11 protein-coding genes are annotated in these 16,191 nt (G+C 42.7%); 8 read left to right on the top strand and 3 right to left on the bottom strand.

Annotated elements, in window-relative coordinates; genetic code table 11:
* Nucleotides 1-277: 277 nt before the first annotated feature.
* From QM629_RS08030 to QM629_RS08015, 4 genes are all read left to right on the top strand, one after another.
* Nucleotides 278-1,705: a PP2C family protein-serine/threonine phosphatase gene (locus QM629_RS08030; RefSeq protein ID WP_415158972.1), complete on the top strand. Its 1,428-nt coding sequence runs from the start codon at nt 278-280 to the stop codon at nt 1,703-1,705.
* A complete protein-coding gene (locus QM629_RS08025; RefSeq protein ID WP_415158970.1) occupies nt 1,702-5,850 on the top strand; it encodes an FtsW/RodA/SpoVE family cell cycle protein in 4,149 nt (1,382 codons plus the stop codon). Before QM629_RS08030 ends, QM629_RS08025 begins: the two co-directional genes overlap by 4 nt.
* A gap of 11 nt (nt 5,851-5,861) precedes the next feature.
* The gene (locus QM629_RS08020; RefSeq protein WP_415158968.1) at nt 5,862-6,632 is read left to right on the top strand and encodes an FHA domain-containing protein; all 771 of its coding nucleotides are present in this window, start codon (nt 5,862-5,864) and stop codon (nt 6,630-6,632) included.
* A 477-nt stretch (nt 6,633-7,109) separates the two neighbouring features.
* Nucleotides 7,110-8,741 carry a protein kinase domain-containing protein gene (locus QM629_RS08015; RefSeq protein WP_415158966.1) on the top strand — a complete coding sequence of 544 codons (1,632 nt, stop codon included), beginning with the start codon at nt 7,110-7,112 and terminating at the stop codon, nt 8,739-8,741.
* Nucleotides 8,742-8,755: 14 nt separating this feature from the next.
* On the opposite strand, the gene QM629_RS08010 is transcribed toward QM629_RS08015, so the two are convergent.
* Nucleotides 8,756-9,145: a retropepsin-like aspartic protease gene (locus QM629_RS08010; RefSeq protein WP_415158964.1), complete on the bottom strand. Its 390-nt coding sequence runs from the start codon at nt 9,143-9,145 to the stop codon at nt 8,756-8,758.
* A gap of 255 nt (nt 9,146-9,400) precedes the next feature.
* Here QM629_RS08010 and QM629_RS08005 point away from each other — a divergent pair, with 255 nt between their 5' ends.
* Nucleotides 9,401-10,369, top strand: coding sequence for a YitT family protein (locus QM629_RS08005; protein WP_415158962.1), 969 nt, complete (start codon nt 9,401-9,403; stop codon nt 10,367-10,369).
* Here QM629_RS08005 and QM629_RS08000 read toward each other — a convergent pair whose 3' ends face one another.
* Nucleotides 10,370-11,905 carry a GH3 auxin-responsive promoter family protein gene (locus tag QM629_RS08000; RefSeq protein ID WP_415158960.1) on the bottom strand — a complete coding sequence of 512 codons (1,536 nt, stop codon included), beginning with the start codon at nt 11,903-11,905 and terminating at the stop codon, nt 10,370-10,372. It abuts the gene before it with no gap.
* A 127-nt stretch (nt 11,906-12,032) separates the two neighbouring features.
* Between QM629_RS08000 and QM629_RS07995 the strand changes: the two genes are divergently transcribed.
* The 3 genes from QM629_RS07995 to thiL all read left to right on the top strand — a co-directional run bounded on the left by QM629_RS07995 (nt 12,033) and on the right by thiL (nt 14,371).
* Nucleotides 12,033-12,812, top strand: coding sequence for an inositol monophosphatase family protein (locus QM629_RS07995; RefSeq protein ID WP_415158958.1), 780 nt, complete (start codon nt 12,033-12,035; stop codon nt 12,810-12,812).
* A gap of 111 nt (nt 12,813-12,923) precedes the next feature.
* Nucleotides 12,924-13,283, top strand: a complete 360-nt coding sequence (locus QM629_RS07990) for a four helix bundle protein (RefSeq protein ID WP_415158956.1) — start codon at nt 12,924-12,926, stop codon at nt 13,281-13,283.
* A 59-nt stretch (nt 13,284-13,342) separates the two neighbouring features.
* On the top strand, nt 13,343-14,371 hold the full coding sequence (gene thiL, locus QM629_RS07985; RefSeq protein ID WP_415158954.1) for a thiamine-phosphate kinase: 1,029 nt from the start codon (nt 13,343-13,345) through the stop codon (nt 14,369-14,371).
* 10 nt (nt 14,372-14,381) lie between these two features.
* Here thiL and QM629_RS07980 read toward each other — a convergent pair whose 3' ends face one another.
* Nucleotides 14,382-16,022 (bottom strand): M28 family peptidase, encoded by a 1,641-nt coding sequence (locus tag QM629_RS07980; protein WP_415158952.1) that lies wholly within the window; start codon nt 16,020-16,022, stop codon nt 14,382-14,384.
* Between the last annotated feature and the right edge of the window lie 169 nt (nt 16,023-16,191).

Genomic DNA, 16,191 nt, shown 5'->3' with positions numbered 1-16,191 from the left:
AAACCCTGAAAGGTTTTTTGGAATGCAGCAGTCAAAATATTTTAGGTGTTGAAGGCAGTCTGTTTAAAGTAATTTGATAATTCGAAGTATAAATATCAATTGGGAATATAAAAAAATGAACATTGTTACATTCACGTTTGACGATTCACGTTTGACGAAAAAAATGTTCAAAAAACATCAACCATGCTAAATATCATTCTTTCATCATCGCTGTTTATTGTTTGCCTGTTGCTGCTGGCTGCGAATTTTCGCGATGTAAAAAAAACGCACAGGAACGATGGCTGATAACTTTTACGGCAATACGGATACAGGCAAAATGCGCGACAATAATGAAGATAACTTTATTGCCCAGACGATCGTACATGATAAATATATTGTTGGCTGTGTTATTGACGGTGTGGGCGGATATGAAGGCGGTGAAGTGGCGGCAGCGCTTGCCCGTACAGCTATTCTTAATACATTAAAAAACGCTTCGGGCGATATAATTGATATACTGAAAACCGCAATGGCCGGGGCAAGTAAAAAGATTGTTGAAAAAAAACAAACAAGCGCGGAACATGCCCAAATGGCTTGCGTGGTAACGCTTGCACTGGCTGATATAAATGAAAACAAATTTTATTACGCGCATGTGGGCGATACAAGATTATATCTCTTTCGTGATAACTCGCTGGTAAAGGTTACGCATGATCATTCCTTTGTCGGCTTTTTGGAGGAAAGCGGCCGCTTAACGGAAGAAGCCGCGATGAGCCATCCCAAACGAAATGAAATCAATAAAGCATTGGGCTTTGATGAAGAAAAATTTTTGGAATCAGATTATATTGAAACAGGCGAATCACCTTTTTTGCCGGGTGATACTTTATTGCTCTGCAGCGATGGCCTGTATGATATGATTAACAGCCGCACCATCGCCGGCATTTTAAGTTCATCGCACAGCCTGAAAGAAAAATCTGCCGCTTTAATTGATGCCGCCAATCTTGCCGGCGGAAAAGATAATATAACCGTTGTTTTAATTAAGAATGATAAATCGCCTTCACAGTATGAAGCAACCAGGCCCGTTGTAAAGAAGGCAGGTGCGGAGGAAGTAATTACAGAACCACAGCGCGTGGAATACATTCAGAAGGAAGTGGCGGTTAAGAAAAGCAGCGGCGCAGGCGCTCGTTTTTTGATAGTGCTTTTCCTGCTGCTGCTCGCTGCGCTTGCCTGGTTTATTTACAAGGATTATTTTATAAAAGATAATACACAAACCGTTATTGCAGATGAACCTGCGGTTGCAAGAAACAGCCAGGTTGTACAATTATCAGACAGCATAAGGAACTCGAAATCAAATATTATTTCATTAAGAACCCTTTTTGGCAATAACCCTAAAATCGTTATAAACGATTCATTGCTTATAAAGGCAGATACGCTGATTATTCACGGCAATAATGCCACATTCGTTGCCGATTCAGGTTATAACGAAGCAGCTTTTATTTTCTTCCCGCAATGCAAATATGTGCTGCTCGACAGTATAACATTTCAAAGCTTTAATACAGCATTCATTGCCCGCAATACGTCTGTGCATTTAAAAGATGTACGGTTTAAAAACTGTATTGCGCCTGTTTTGTATGCTGTAAGCCTGCCCGGTGATATATATGTATCCGGCGTTATTTCAGACAGCGCTTTATTAAAAATTGATTCCGCTAAAACCATTGTTCACGAAAGATGAATGCAAAAGCAGGCCCGCATATAAACAGGAATACGGAAAGAATTTTCTTGCTGCTGATAGCTGCGGTAATGGCTGTGCTTTTTTATAAAATGTACCTGGTTATACATGCCGGTTTTAAAGACGTTCCGGAACGTGTGAAAAATGGCACAATGATTAACCTGAATGATGCACACTATGCCAGGAACATGCAAATGCTGCTGCAAAAGGGCCGTTACTTCAGCGATGAAAAAGATATTAACCTGATTAGTTCAACTTTTGAAAAGTCCAGGCTGGCAGACAGCGTTGCAATAGATAATATAGGCGATCTCAATAAAAAACAATACAGTGTTCCCGCAGAAACAGCCCTGGCGCAGGGCGGCGAATCTTTTAAGAAAAGAGTAAGGAGCGAAAGAATGGCCCTGGGCATAACCGGTAAAGACAGTGCGCTGTTTGCATGGCAGCAGAAAAATGCTTCCGCCATTAATTCAGTTAACGATCTGCATGCAGGCAGCCATAGCATTAACGGGTTAATACAGGAGGCGGGCGCTGCTGTGCCAAATGTTATTGTTCGTCTGCAACTGGTTTTACCGCAGGATAGTTTATACAGCAATACCGTGGAAGAGATTGACAGCATGCTGCAGCAGAGTACCATCACGGTAAGAAAAACCTATGCCGTTGATTCATTAAACAATAAACAGCTGCAATCGTTGATTGCCTATACACAAACAGATGCAAAGGGCCGTTTCTCTTTCAAAAACCTTCCGGACAACAAAACCTACCAGGTGCTTCCGCTGCAAATGAATTATGCTTTCGGTTATGCGCAGGGCATAGAAAAATTAGACCATGATGCATCGTTTAATTTCTACCGTTCACCGCATCGCTTAAAACTTTTTTCAACAAAAGATTTCAGTTCATTAAAAAAAGAAAAAGCGTTTATTGTAAGAACCCCGGATGAAGTAATGCAATGGTTCTGGATCATCTCCATTTCTTTTATTGCAGGATTTCTCTTATTGCATATAATTATGAGCGTGTGGTTTAAACATGCTGACCAGCTAATACTTCCGGCCGTAATGGTGATTACCGGTTTATCTTTTATAACCTTGTTTAGCCTGCAGGATCCCTTGCGCGACTGGTTCCTGGCAAGAAATACAACCGGCTATTTTATTGCCGGCATTCTTGGGATGATCCTGTTGTTATTATTCGATCTAAAGCGTTTTACAACCGATTCAAAACGCTATCGCTTATTTGTTTTCAGCAAAATGAAGCTTGCTTCAAACGGATGGCCCTGGGCTGTTATCGCATCAGGCCTGCTTGCCATGACATTGATGTTTGGTACCGGCCCTGAAGGCAGCGGCGTTAAAGTAAATCTCTTTGGTTTTCAGCCAAGTGAAATTGTAAAATTTGTTATTGTATTTTTCCTTGCCGGTTTCTTTGCCACCAATGAAAAATTTATTTCTTCTTATTTTACCTGGACAAAGCGAAGCCGGTTCTTTGTGTTTGCATTAGTTGCCATACTCGCAACCATATTTCTCTTTTTAATGCTGGGCGATTTAGGCCCGGCCATGGTTTGCTGTTTCACCTTTATTATTTTATTTTCTTTTTCGAGGGGCGATTTTTTGCATATAATTATATCTGTATTATTTTATGTGCTCGCTGTTTGGTTACTGGATAATGTATTAACAGCTACGGCTGTTACCGCTGTATTTTTTGTTATCTACACGTTGGCGGTTACAAAGAAATTAAGCGAATCGTCTGTGATGGCTTTGGTGGTTATTGCAGCATTTTTGCTGCTGGATACAATACCATTGATCGCACAATATTTTCCCGGGCCTATGGAAAGGTTAATTGATCGTAAAGCTATCTGGCAGGATCCATGGAATAATGAAGTGTTTGGCGGCGACCAGATTGCAAACGGAATCTGGGCCATGTCAAGCGGCGGCGTAACCGGGCAGGGCGCAGGAGAGGGGTTTGCTAAAACAATCCCGGAAGCGCATACAGATATGATATTGCCGGCCATGGGAGAGGAGTTTGGCTTCATGGGAATTATAAGCGTGTTCATTGTGTTTTTCATTTATCTGCACCGTTCCATTGTTATAGGCCGGCATTCGGGACGGCCGTTTTTATTTTATATATGCTCGGGAATCGGTATTGCCACCTTTGTTCAGTTTTTGCTGATTGCAGGAGGGTCAGTGGGCGCCCTGCCTTTATCGGGTGTGGCCCTGCCGTTCATGAGTTATGGCGGCTCGTCATTAATAGTCAATATGCTGGCAGCAGGATTTTTATTATCTGCCTCAACGGTGCAGGGCTCGCCTGTGCAAATGAAATTTATATCGCAGCAACAGGATAAAAACCTTATGCCCGCATTAATGGCCGCATGTGCGGGCATTGTACTGCTTGGCGTGAGCGTCTCAAAATATTTATTCAATAATACGCAGTGGATTGTGCAGCCGGCATTGGTAGCAGACAGGAGCGGCGCAAGAATGTTCAGTTATAACCCGCGCATCAGCATCTTAATGAACAGGCTGCAGGCCGGTAATTTGTTGGACAGGAATGGCCGCATACTGGCCACCAGCCACCAGGATTTAATCAATACACAACGCGATTCTTTGCTGGCCCTGAACATACCGGAAGAAGATATTAATGCCATGTTTTATAAACGGCAGGATCGTTATTATCCTTTCGGCGCACAAATGTTTTTCTGGACGGGCGATGCCAATACCAATGTATTCAATGGCGCATCCAATGGTTATTTTGCCGAATACTGCGAAGCGGCTGAGATGCGTGGTTTCCCTGTTCCCAAAAACAGTTTCTCCGTAAGTGCAACACGTTTTCATGAGCAACGTTTTCTGCCGGAAACATCAACGGAGATGAGTGTGGAAAAGAAAGATTATAGCGCATTGGCGCCCTTATTAATTGCCGGTATAAACAGCGCTGCTGTGGATGCATTCAAAAATAAAAACCGCGATGTGCATTTAACGCTTGATGCCGCCCTGCAAACAAGGATACAGCAATCATTGCAAAGCGACGATTCGCTGGTGAACAACCGGGTTTCCGTTGTGGTGATGGAAGATAAAACCGGCGATGTGCTGGCTTCAGCCAATTACCCCCTGCCGCCTGTGAACGACTGGGATCAGCTTAATCTTTCCCCACAGCAGCAAAATGAACTGCCAGGCTGGATTACAGATAACGATATTGGCTTCACCATAGCATCGCAGCCTGGTTCAACGGCGAAGCTTGTTACGGCGCTTGCCGCATTTAATAAATTAGGCCTCGCTGCTGCAAAAAAAATTATTAAGGTATATCCCGCAGACCTTATACGTACCAAAGGTTATGAGCCTGATGAAGCGGGTAATATAAATATTGAACGTGCTATTGTAAGATCAAATAATTCATTTTTTATACGGCTTGCCAATGAATCGCAGTTGCAGGAATACATGGGCGACCTGTATTTGAAATCAGGCATGTTTTTGCATGGCGTTGGCGGCTATTATTATGATTATGACATGAATAATAAAAAACAGGAAGAGGCATGGAAAAATATATGGCGTAAAACCGAGTTTGCCAGTTTAAAAACGTATAACCCCTCTAACATCAGGAGAACAAGAGGTAAAGGCATTTCGGGCATGGCCTGGGGGCAGGGAGAGTTAATTGCCACACCTGCCGCCGTAGCCCGTGTGGCATCTGGTATTGCCAATAACGGCACGATGATGCAAAGCCGTTATGTTTTAAAAGTAAGCGGTAAACAAACAAAGCTGGCGCCGGGCATTGAGTTAACGAATGATTCTGCATCGAAGCTGATGACAAAATATATGATCGAGCAAAGCCTTCCTAAAGTTTCAAAATTGGGAATAAGCGTTGCCGGCAAAACAGGCACACCGGAGCGTATTGTGAAAAATGAAAGGGTGAACGATGGCCTTTACGTTTTCTTCGCACCTAATCCAAAAGACAGTGGTAACATAGTGGTTTGTGTGCGCATTGAAAGCTGCCAGGGCTCAAGCGTGGCGGTTAAGCTTGCCGGTAAACATGTTGTTCCTGTATTAGAACAGATGGGTTATATAAAAGGTTTTGGAGAAGATAAAAAGAAACCGGTGAAGAAAGAGCCGGTTATAGCAAAGCAACAACTTGCGGTTAACCGTGATCAGCCCAATACAAATAATCAACAATAAATAATGATAATATGCTTAGCTTCTTAAAAAAAGACAAACAGCCCAAAGATGTAAAAACATTAAGGAGCGACCTGCTTGATTTTATTAAAGATCAATTAAAAAAAGCAGAAGGCGAAGGCGCCGATATTAAAGGCATGCATTTATATATCAACTGCCATGCGCAGGATAAATTTTTATACGAGAGCGCTGTATATATAAACGATACCGAACAGTTTAGAGAAGAAATACAGCGCATAGCCGATGATTTTGATATCAGCCTCCATACAGGCTGGCAGTTCCAGGTTTTTTGTGAGGAAGAGGTGCCGCCGGAAGCTATACAATCTGCAAGCCTTGATGCTGCTATATTTATATCAACCCGGCAGCGGCCTGCTATCAGGCGGGAAGCAATTGCCTACCTGAAGGTATTGAATGGTGAAGCGGAGCAGGCCGTTTACACGCTTACATCATCCGGTAAAAAAATTAATATCGGCCGTGAAAAAAATGTGCAGGTTGCCGATGGTTATTTGCGCCAGAACCACATCGCTTTTACTGACAGCAGCAGCAACAAGAGCAATAAATCCATCAGCCGCCGGCATGCGCATATTGAGTGGAATGAAGAGCTTGGCGCATTTTTTTTATATGCAGATGAAGGCGGCATTCCGCCGGCAAATAAAGTGAAAGTGAAACCTGAAAAAGGCGCAGAAGTAAAACTGATCACTACGGAAGTGGGTTATCATTTAAAAGAAGGCGACCAGGTGATTTTGGGTGAATCGGCATTGCTGGAGTTTAGTTATTCGGAATAATGAACGATGTGTTTATGTGAAGTTGGAGACTTCGCGCATAAGGCTTGTGAAGTCCGGGCACCACAAGTGTTCGAAACCTGCATTAGCGATCCGCGATCCATAGAATCGCCCACGTGTGTGGAAATAATTGTGCCAGGGGGGATTCCACACCGTAGGTGTGGAGCGCGTAAACGTTCCGTTCCAATGGAACGGTAAAGAAACATTACGGGCAGCATTGTACACACATTAAGCCTCTGTGAGGCTTTAAGAAAATAGTTTCGAACAGCTATGGTCAGGAGACTTCGCAGAGCAGGAACGCGGTCAGACGCTTCAAAGCGTCAGACCGGTAGCAACCGCCCGGCACAAAGCGTAGCGCAATTGTATGAATAAAAATAAAAATCGTCTGGCATGAACATGTATGCCAAAGAAAATATTTGTATTATTAGCAGGCTGAAGCCGTTTTGTATAGTTTAAAATAAATGTTTATCCGGTACATTAATGAGTAAAGTTTTTACGATAACATCAGGCCTGGAAACTATGGGTGCCCTTAAAACAGGCGGCCAGGGATCTGTGTATAAAGGCCGGCGCATGGGCGAAATTATCACCGCCATTAAACTGTTGCCCACGCCTATTTACAGTGAAACAGCCGATGATAAAAACTTTACCCATTTTCAGAATGAAGTACAGAAATTAAAAAAAGTGAATGAGCAGCCCAACCCCAATGTTGTAAAGCTCGTCAGCTCCGGCGTAACGGAAACAGGCAATTTTCCATACATTGAAATGGAATTTATTGAAGGGCCTGACCTGGAAGAATTATTAAAGCTGCCACACGACCCTGTTTTTACTATAAAAGAATGTTTGAAGGTAGCAGAACAGTTATCCGGCGCTCTGGCGCATTGCCATCGCTTTAATGTAAAGCATGGGGACATAAAAAGCAATAATATAAAATTTAATGTGCGTACCGGCAATTATGTTTTACTTGATTTTGGCCTGGCCATCATGAGCGATGAAGACAGGCGCACCAGCCTGCGCCATGCGGGCGCAATAGAATTTATGGCGCCTGAACAAAATGAAGGCCGCATGTTGTTTGAAACAGATGTGTACAGTTTTGGCGTGGTGATGTTTGAGCTCCTTGCCGGCGTTGTTCCCTTTCCGTTAAAAGATAAAGGCGAAACATCCCGCAATGCCGTAATGCTTGCGCACATGGAAAATACGCCGCCCAATATTTTTGCGCTGCGTGGAAAGGCGCTGCCGGAATCATGGAATAGTGAGAAGAAAGAAAGTGAAATGCTGATACCGGAGTGGCTGTTTACAATGGTATATCGCTGTCTTGAGAAGAAGCCTGAAAACAGGTTTGCAAGCGGCATGGCCTTGCATGACTTTGTTGTGAGAAACAGTGTTTTCTTTGCAAAAGGCGAAGCTTCAGACCAGATCAGATTGTTGCAGCAGGAAAACCGTAAGCTGCTTGAACAGAACAGGAACCTGCAAAATGAATTGCAGCAGTTTCGTTCCGGCAAAATAACCGTTACCTCTTATCAAACCACTTCAGGGGAAGATATACTTATACAAAAGAAGAAAAGCAGTGCGCCTAAAGTTTTCTTATGGATACTTGCCGGCTTGTTCGTAGCAGCCATCTTTATATATGCCATCCAGTTAAACCATAAAAACAATATCCGTGATACTGCCGGAAGAACATTGCTCACTGATTCTTTAACGCGTATAACACCGCAGCAACAGCAGCAGTTAAACAATGCAAGGGATTTATTAAAAGCCAATAATAAAGACGCTGCGCTCGATATTTACCAAACATTGGCGCAGCAGGAAATCCCGCAGGCCATGTTTCAGTATGCCAACCTTGCATTGCAGGGAAAGAATGACCGGCTGGATTGCAATGAGGCTTTTGAGATGCTTACTAAAGCGAGCGATAAAAATTATCTCCCCGCCAAAACCACACTGGGCTTTTTATATGCATTTGCCAACGATGAAAACACGTTAAAGCAACTGAACTATTATAGCCGTTGCGTATTTCCGCTCAATATTCCCAAAGGCGCTAACTTGTTAATGCAATCAACCGTGCAGGATGATATTACTGCCAGGCAATGGTTAGACAGATTAGATGAAAAGAAGTAAAAGATATAAAAGGATTAATGTTTTATAAGGTTTATTAAAATTGCCTTCGCAACCGTTGGGTCAAGAATAATAGTATCGTTCTCAAAATCAAGTTTTATTCTCCATTTCTGCATGGTCGAAGCACCGATTATTACCTGTTCGCTCAAATCGGGTATTACATAAAATTCATCCGTTAACCTTGTGTCATAATGATAAAAATCGAGCGTTACACGATTCTTGATTTCCATGATTGTAGTAGCAGTAGCGGTTGCCATACGCATGGGTGTATGAAGTGTTGTAAACACTTCAAGCCCTTCTGCTATTTCTTCATTAATGCAGGAATAAGTTGCGCCACTATCAAATAATGCATAAAGATTTTGTTCTCCTTTGCTTCCTTCAAACCGTAAAGGCAACCTGATAACCATGAAATAAATTTGATTAAAGATAACACGGATTGCAATTAGTATTTTAATTTATAATTAGTGATAAATATCTTACCAGGCATTTTTAATGCTTTTGAAAAGAAAACTGTGGATGACAGATGGTTAACAGCAATCAAGGCAGGTTATGTTGCCTGTGCGGTGAGGTAAAAACACATTAAAGAACTGCGGGAATATCTTTCAATTTATCTTCAGAGTTTTTTATTTTATTAGATTTGGAACAACTCAATGCTGCAGCTTATGCATAAATTTTACCGGTGGCTTATTATATTTTATAACTGGGAAGGAACAAAGAAGAAAGGCTCTGCATATTCTTCTTTTGAAATTGCAAAAGGGCAGAAGCAGCTAAAGAAAAATATTATACGCAGCATAAGAAACTGGGCGCTTATAATTTGCGGTATATTTTCGGCGGCCTGCGGGTTAAAAAGCTTTTTGCTGCCAAACCGTTTTATTGATGGCGGCGCCACAGGCATCTCTTTGCTTACTGCCGAAGTAACAGGCGCTTCCGTTTCGGCTTTGCTGGTATTGGTGAATATCCCGTTTGTATTGCTTGGCTATAAAACCATTGGCCGCATATTTGCCATAAAAACAATTATTACCATAACCGGGCTTGCCGTTGTGGTTGCATTTTTAAAGCTGCCTGAAATAACGCATGATGCATTGCTGGTAGCTGTTTTTGGCGGTTTCTTTCTTGGAGCGGGCATCGGGCTTTCCATACGCGGCGGGGCTGTGCTGGATGGTACGGAAATACTTGCCATCTTCCTGAGCAAAAAATTAAATGTATCCATTGGCGATATCATCATTATCGTAAATGCGATCATCTTTTCCTTTGCCGCTTATTTTCTTACCATAGAAACAGCATTGTATTCCATGATAACTTACCTGGCTGCGTCAAGAACACTTGATTTTGTTATTGAAGGCATTGAAGAGTACATAGGCGTTACCATCATATCTGTTCATAATGAAAAAATAAAAAGAATGATAATTGATGTAATGGGTCGCGGCGTTACTATTTATAAAGGCAGCGAAGGCTTTGGCAAAAGCGGTGAAAATAAGGAAAGGGATATTCTTTATACCGTTATAACGCGCCTTGAATTAAGCAAGCTTACTGCAGAAATTGATAAAATAGACAGCGGGGCCTTTATTGTAATGAATAGCGTAAAAGATACTAAGGGCGGCATGATTAAGAAAAGGCCGCTAAAGCATTAATTATTGTTTTGGCACCAGTTCATTTGCCAAAAAAAGTTTCCAGTCTTCCAGCATCTTGCCTTTCAATACGCGGGGAAATTTATGCTGGCCGCCTATCTTGCCCAGCGAGCGCATGAATTGTATAAACGTTTTTTCAGGCAGCACATCCAGAAAAATTTCTTTTAACGCATGGCCTCTTTCCGTGGCATAATCGTCATTGAGCTGTTTAAGATAATCATCTATCTTAAAGCGCAGGGTTTCTGCATTCACCGCATCATCGCAGGCCACATACCAATGGTGGGCAAATAAATTTTCGTGCGGTTCACCCACAACCGTAAATTCAGGAATGGAAATATTCATATCGCTGCTGGCAAACTCAATGGCTTTATTCATGTTTTCAACACTCAGGTGCTCACCCACCAGGCTTAAATAATGTTTGGTACGGCCCGTAATAACTATTTCGCAGCGCTGCTTGTGGGTAAAGCGGATGGTGTCGCCCACAATGTACCGCCAGGCGCCTGCACTGGTGCTTATTACCAGCACATAATCTTTATGCTCCTCTACTTCTGCAACAGTTAAAATCTGCGGATTGGCCACCGGGTCTCCGTTCGCATCAAAATTCTTTTCATCAAACGGGATGAATTCATGGAAGATATGTTCGTTGGTTACAAGCCGCATGCCTTTTGCATTCTGCCTGTCCTGGTAAGCAAAAAAGCCTTCACTGGCAAGATAAGTTTCAATATAGGTAAGCGGTTTGGCAAGGAGCTTTTCAAAACTTTTTTTATACGGCTGAAAGCTTACGCCGCCATGCACATAAAACGCAAGGTTGGGCCATATATCATGAATGGTTTTCAGGTTATACTCCTCAATTATCATTTCCATGCACATCTGTATCCAGGCCGGCACGCCCACAATAAAGCCAATATCCCATTCAGGCGCTTTCTTTACAATTTCCCTCAGCTTACGGTTCCAGTTGCGCTGCCTTGCAATCTTTTTGCCCGGCTTATAAAACGGCTGAAACCAGAATGGTGCTTTTTTAGCCGTAATGCCACTAAGGTCGCCTGCATAATAGCCCGCCCCTTTTTGCAAAGCCGTGCTGCCCCCCAGCATCAGCCATCCTTTGCCTATGGAACGTACAGGAATATCGCTGTAGTTGCGCAAAGAAAGTATCTGCCGCATCATAACTACGCGGTTGCCTTTAAGCAAATCGTTTGTGATGGGAATATATTTGCTGGCAGCCTCGCTGGTGCCGCTGCTTAAAGCATAATATTTTATTCTGCCCGGCCAGCAAACATCCGGATAGCCCTGTAAAGAACGGTGCCACCAGGCATCATAAATTTTATTATAGTTAAACAGGGGAACTTTTTCCTGGAATAACTGCACACAGTTTTCCCGGATGGCAATCTCATCAAAACGGTATTGCTGGCCAAATTCGGTAAACCTTGCTTTATGTAACAATTTCCTTAAAACACGTTCCTGCTGCCTTTTAAAATCATTTTGTGGCAGGCCAAGTCGTGCACGAATAGTTTCAGGAAGTTTGATGTCAAATAATGCCATCCATGTGGTCTTTATTCAAACTACGAAACTACGGAAATTTTACATCAGCATACCAATTTCATTTCCCTCTTAACTAATCAATAAGGATAAACGGGTTTCTGGAAAATAAAGTCAGGTATATTTGCACATGCTTAAACAGGTATTATTCGATGCGGTTAAAACAGCAGCCGCAATTATGAAAGACTATTCCACCCGTAATTTTTCTATCAGCAATAAAGAGGGGATCAACAACCTGGTAACAGAAGTGGACCATAAATGCGAGGAAGTTATTTTTGAGATCATCAGAAAAAATTATCCTGACCACTATATTTTAAGTGAGGAATCGGGAGAGATCATACAGGATTCAAATTATAAATGGATAATTGACCCTATTGACGGCACCGTAAACTATGCCAACCGCATACCGGTATGCTGTGTAAGCATTGGCATAGAAAAAGATGGCAGCATGGAACTGGGCGCTGTTTATAACCCTTTTATAGATGAGCTCTTTTTTGCAGAGCGCGGCAAAGGCGCCACACTGAATGGGCAGCCCATACAGGTAAGCAAAAGGAAAGAACTGGTAAGCAGTTGCCTCGTTACGGGTTTTCCTTACACGTATCTTGATATGCCGAATGGCCCGCTGGAAGTATTTGGCAAATTCATACGAAAAGGCGTGCCGGTGAGAAGGCTGGGCAGCGCCGCCATTGATCTCTGCTATGTTGCTGCCGGCCGCTTTGATGGTTTCTTTGAACATAAGCTGAATGCCTGGGACAGCGCCGCTGGTTTTTTAATAATTGAAGAAGCCGGAGGAAAAGTAACAGATATGAAAGGCAATCCTTATAACCCTTACCAGCCAGGCATAATTGCTACCAATGGCATTATTCATGATGCATTATTAAAAGTGGTACAGGGCGGAGAGGTGGAATGATTTACGATGTACGATTTTGGATTTACGATTTATTTATGTTTGATTGCTTTATATGTGTATAATTCAAAACAAATTTTAATCATAAATTGTAAATTCTAAATCTTTAGCAAAATGACGAAAGAAATTTTAATGCACAGATTAAAGCAATATGCTTTGGACTATGCAAAGCTTGTTTTACGCCTTCCGTATAATATTGTTAATAAAAATTATGCTGATCAGGGTAATCGTTCCGCATCTTCATCAGCAGCAAATTACAGGGCTGCATGCCGGGCAAAATCACACGCAGATTTTATAAATAAATTTAAGATTGTTGAAGAAGAATTGGATGAGTCAACTTTTTTTCTTGAAATGATAGTTGAATTAAATCCTTCGTTTGGCGAATCAATAAATCTTTTGCATAAAGAAGGTGATGAACTGCTGGCCATTATTGTTGCAAGCCTGAAAACTTTGCGCAGCCGGAAATCAGAATAAATAATTAACCCATTAAAATAGCAGAGGCTAAAATCGTAAATCGTAAATCGTAAATAGCAATGAGTAACCGCACAGAAATATCAACGTTGGGAGAATTTGGCCTGATCAATCACCTCACAAAAAACTTTGAAATAAATAATGCATCCACTATTGTTGGGGTGGGCGATGATGCAGCCGTAATTGATCATTACGGAAGGCAAACCGTTGTTACAACCGACCTGTTAATTGAAGGCGTGCATTTCGATTTAATGTACACGCCTTTAAAACACCTGGGTTATAAAAGCGTGATCGTAAACCTGAGCGATGTGTATGCCATGAATGCAACGCCCACGCAAATTACCGTAAGCATTGGCATAAGCAACCGCTTCAGCCTCGAAGCCCTGAATGAATTTTATGAAGGCATTTATGCGGCCTGCGAAAAATATAATGTTGATCTGGTTGGCGGCGATACATCTTCCTCCCAAAAAGGATTTATTATTTCCGTTACGGCAATAGGGGAAATGGCGCCTGATAAATTTGTAAAAAGAAGCACCGCGAATAAAGGCGATTTGATTTGTGTAAGCGGCGATTTGGGCGCTGCATTCTTAGGCCTTACATTACTGGAAAGGGAAAAAGGCATTTACCTCGAAAACCCGCAGGTGCAGCCCGACCTGGAAGGGGAAAATTATATTGTCGGCCGTTTTTTAAAGCCTGAGGCAAGGAAGGATATAACAGCATATTTCGCTGAACAAAACATGGTGCCAACTGCCATGATGGATATAAGCGATGGCTTAAGCAGCGAAATATTACATATAAGTAACCAAAGCAACCTGGGCTGCAGGCTGTATGAAGATAAGTTGCCCATTGCCGAGGAAACCCGCCTGGCTGCTTTTAAGTTTGGGCTCGATCCCACCGTTTGTGCGCTTAACGGCGGTGAAGATTATGAACTGATTTTTACGGCGAAGCAGGATGATTATGATAAACTTGTTTTGAACGATAATATCAGCATAGTTGGTTATATGGCTGATCAAAGCGAAGGCTGCAAACTAATAAGCAAAGGTGGAAATGTTTTTGATATTACGGCGCAGGGCTGGAATGCCTTAAAGTAACGGCGCCAGCCTAAAACTGCACATCAAAGCTGCTTTCTTTTCCATCCCTTGAAATAATCAATGTTGTTTTATCGCCTTTTTTAAAATGCTGCAATGCCTGCATATAGGTTTGCACATCCACAAATTTATAATCGCCCAACTGTAATAAAACATCGCCGGGTTTAAGGCCAATCTTTTCAGCCGTTTTGCCCTTGCTTACACCGTCAATGCGCATGCCGGCGCCGGTAAAGCCATAATCCGGCATTACGCCTAATGTTACAGGCAGGCTCACCATGCGCATTTCCGCATCTTTTGTTTTACTAAAGGCAAGCTTGCCTTTATCGTTGGCTGCATTAATGATGTTTACGATATAATCCACTATTTCCGTTTCATCTTTATAATTTATTTTATCAGCATCGTCTGTGGCTTTGTGGTAATCGGCATGGCTGTTGGTAAAAAAGAAAAGCACCGGCACACTATCGTTATAAAAAGCCGCATGATCGCTTGGGCCGCTGCCACTGCTGTCGAATTTTATTTCAAGATTGGGATCGGTTGTGGTTTGAAAAACCTCTCCCCATGTGGGTGAAGTGCCATAACCGCCAATGGTGAGCTTGCGATCAGCCGAATACCTTCCCACCATATCCAGGTTAATCATATAATTCATATTGATATCGGCTGAGGCGTGCTGCAGCCAGTATTTTGACCCCAGCAGGCCTAATTCTTCCCCGGAAAAAGCAATGAACAGGTAGTTATTGTTTCTTGCTTTGGTGTTATATAAAATTCTTGCCAGTTCCATCATGGCGGCGGTGCCGCTTGCATTATCATCTGCGCCGTTATGTATCTGGCCGGCGCCATCAAGGCTGTTGCCATCTTCCCCATAGCCTAAATGATCGTAGTGGGCGCCTATCACCACAGTGGTGGGCGCATTAAAATCAATATAACCCACCACGTTATGCGCCTTGCGGTTATCAGCCTGCAGGTGCACATTCAGGTCAAGGTCATAATAGCCCGTAACATCAGCAAAATATTTCTGAAGGCCCTGCTGCGTTACATAAATCACCGGTATATCCACTGTCGCTGTGGTATCAAACTTATCAAACAGCACATTATCTGCTAAATTGGAACTGTTATACACAATTAAAGCCGTTGCGCCTTTCTTTGCATCCTTTTCCGCTTCTTCTTTTACTGCACCGGCCATATCAAAATGTGGATTGCCTTTATTATCTTCCAGCACATCCGATACATTCCAGAACCATATCTGGCCTTTCTCCCGCAGCATGGGCGAAACGCTGCCTTTGGCAGCCGTATTTGCTGAAAAAGACAAAGGATAATAATCTGTTTTGGGCTCAAGCTTTTCATTATTTACAGAAAAATGATTATCGGGCGAGGTGTATGCATTGCCTTCGCTCACATTGAACGCCTGAATAAAACCATTATCACCTTTGGGCGAAAGCCTGTATTTCTCAAACATATTGCTGATGTATTGCATGGCCAGGTTTTCGCCCGGGCTGCCCGCCCTTCTGCCTTCAAGCTTGTCGCTTGCCAGGTAATTAATGTGCGACTCAATATTTGCGGTAATGATTTTATCCGCCTTTGCCCTGGCTCTTTTCGACTGGGCCTGCATTGCCGTTGCAACAGGGAATAATAACAGGAGGAGTAAAAACTTTTTCATTTTTCTTTCTTGATTGCAGCAAATGTAAGCGAGAGAACCCATAAATATATGCAGCAAAGCACGGCAAAGCCGGTGTGATGGATGATGGTTGGGAGATGTGCAGTTTATGCGCTTTCATTCTGCGGTCAGGCCGCTGCCGCGGGCCGGCCGGATTGGCACCAGTCAGTAA

This window comes from Parafilimonas sp. (assembly GCF_047606085.1).
GTDB lineage: Bacteria > Bacteroidota > Bacteroidia > Chitinophagales > Chitinophagaceae > Parafilimonas.
The sequence above is the reverse complement of the archived record's forward strand: the minus strand, read 5'-3'. Positions and strand labels throughout refer to the sequence as shown.

What these genes read in the sequence shown, in the direction of transcription:
- QM629_RS08030 (WP_415158972.1), top strand. Translation starts at nt 278, where the DNA reads ATGGCTGATAACTTTTACGGCAATACGGATACAGGCAAAATGCGCGAC.
- QM629_RS08025 (WP_415158970.1), top strand. Translation starts at nt 1,702, where the DNA reads ATGAATGCAAAAGCAGGCCCGCATATAAACAGGAATACGGAAAGAATT.
- QM629_RS08020 (WP_415158968.1), top strand. Translation starts at nt 5,862, where the DNA reads ATGCTTAGCTTCTTAAAAAAAGACAAACAGCCCAAAGATGTAAAAACA.
- QM629_RS08015 (WP_415158966.1), top strand. Translation starts at nt 7,110, where the DNA reads ATGAGTAAAGTTTTTACGATAACATCAGGCCTGGAAACTATGGGTGCC.
- QM629_RS08010 (WP_415158964.1), bottom strand. Translation starts at nt 9,145, where the DNA reads ATGGTTATCAGGTTGCCTTTACGGTTTGAAGGAAGCAAAGGAGAACAA.
- QM629_RS08005 (WP_415158962.1), top strand. Translation starts at nt 9,401, where the DNA reads ATGCATAAATTTTACCGGTGGCTTATTATATTTTATAACTGGGAAGGA.
- QM629_RS08000 (WP_415158960.1), bottom strand. Translation starts at nt 11,905, where the DNA reads ATGGCATTATTTGACATCAAACTTCCTGAAACTATTCGTGCACGACTT.
- QM629_RS07995 (WP_415158958.1), top strand. Translation starts at nt 12,033, where the DNA reads ATGCTTAAACAGGTATTATTCGATGCGGTTAAAACAGCAGCCGCAATT.
- QM629_RS07990 (WP_415158956.1), top strand. Translation starts at nt 12,924, where the DNA reads ATGACGAAAGAAATTTTAATGCACAGATTAAAGCAATATGCTTTGGAC.
- thiL (WP_415158954.1), top strand. Translation starts at nt 13,343, where the DNA reads ATGAGTAACCGCACAGAAATATCAACGTTGGGAGAATTTGGCCTGATC.
- QM629_RS07980 (WP_415158952.1), bottom strand. Translation starts at nt 16,022, where the DNA reads ATGAAAAAGTTTTTACTCCTCCTGTTATTATTCCCTGTTGCAACGGCA.